The organism is Enterococcus villorum (genome assembly GCF_007990225.1).
Lineage (GTDB): Bacteria > Bacillota > Bacilli > Lactobacillales > Enterococcaceae > Enterococcus_B > Enterococcus_B villorum.
The window spans coordinates 1-1,395 of record NZ_BJWF01000087.1 but is presented as its reverse complement, the minus strand read 5'-3'; the positions used below and the strand labels follow the sequence as shown (position 1 = coordinate 1,395).

Here is a 1,395-nt window from a genome sequence, read left to right as displayed (position 1 = left end):
AGTTAACTAAAAAAGGAATGGAATTTTGGTACGGTAATCGATCTATTGGAACCATGGGAACTGAAGGAAATCAGTTTCCTGAATTAGTTGTCGGGATGGATGGTCAGGGAAATCCTGTATATGCAGATTTTGATGGTAAAGCATTACAAATTAATTTAAATTCTGGTAGTGAAGCAGTTGCTATTAGTTCTGCTAAAGGAAAAGGGATAATTATCGGCAAAAAAAGCATGTTTTTAATTAATGATCGTATAGATTTGATTGGTAGAACTTCTATCGGGGGGCGGTTAGACGTCAAAGAGCTATATGTGAATGGCGTAAAAATTGATACGAACGGTGGAGGGGATGACCCAGGCACTGTACCTCCTCAACTAATTACTGATGCCGAAAAAAGAGCATGGAAAATTTGGACGATGCTGAAAGCTCGTGGCTATTCTGAATATGCTGCCGCAGGGATTTTGGGAAATATTCAAGGCGAAGTAGGCGCAAGCATGAATCCTGACACGGAACAAATGGGCGGACCAGCGTATGGACTTGTTCAATGGGATGGTTCGGCGTACCCTTTGGTTCCTCCAGCAACGTGGGATGGTAGAACCTATGTCCAGAACTTGATGAGAGCTGCAGGAATTACAGAAGATTATCGAACCATTGAAGCTCAAGTAAAGTTACTAGATTGGTGTATGTTCAATGGCCAATGGATTGGGAAAGTAAATCCCACTACAGTGTCTGATTTTAAATCAATCAACAATGCTAAAAGTGCAGCTTACGCTTTTGAAATGAATTTTGAACGTCCAGCATCCGCTCATCCAGAACGACAAAATTATGCGCAAGCATGGTACGAAAAATTACATGGATTAACTAGCCCAGAACCTGGAGGAAGCTTTATTTGTCCCATTCAAAAACCTGTGACAGTTACCTCAGAATGTGGATGGAGAACCAGCCCAATCACAGGAGCACAAGAATTTCATAACGGCATTGACCTTGTAAATGGAAATCCAAATACACCGATTTTTGCGGCATTAGGCGGTGAAGTTGTTCAAGCAGGTGCCAATTATTATGACTGGTATGGTAATTATATTGTTATCAAACACAGTAATGGGAAATGGACAGGTTATGCTCATTTATCCCGTATAGATGTTTCTGTGGGACAAAAAGTCCAGAAAGGTGCTCAAATTGGTTTGATGGGAACGACTGGTCCATCTACAGGGGAACATTTACATTTTCAAATTATGAAAAATTATTGGCCACAACCTATAGTTGATTTTGAAAATCCGAGAACTTACATTCAATTTTAAGAAAGGAGAGTAAACAATGGAATTAGACAAATTTCGAGAGGTTGATTTGGTCATTGACCATGTCAATAATCATTTTTTTCAAAATCAGTTTGTTAGTCAGAAC

1 protein-coding gene is annotated in these 1,395 nt (G+C 39.6%); it reads left to right on the top strand.

Annotated features, from left to right (window positions below; genetic code table 11):
- The coding region (locus EVI01_RS13395; RefSeq protein WP_146811774.1) for a phage tail tip lysozyme at nucleotides 1-1,292 on the top strand (1,292 nt) is incomplete at its 5' end.
- Between the last annotated feature and the right edge of the window lie 103 nt (nucleotides 1,293-1,395).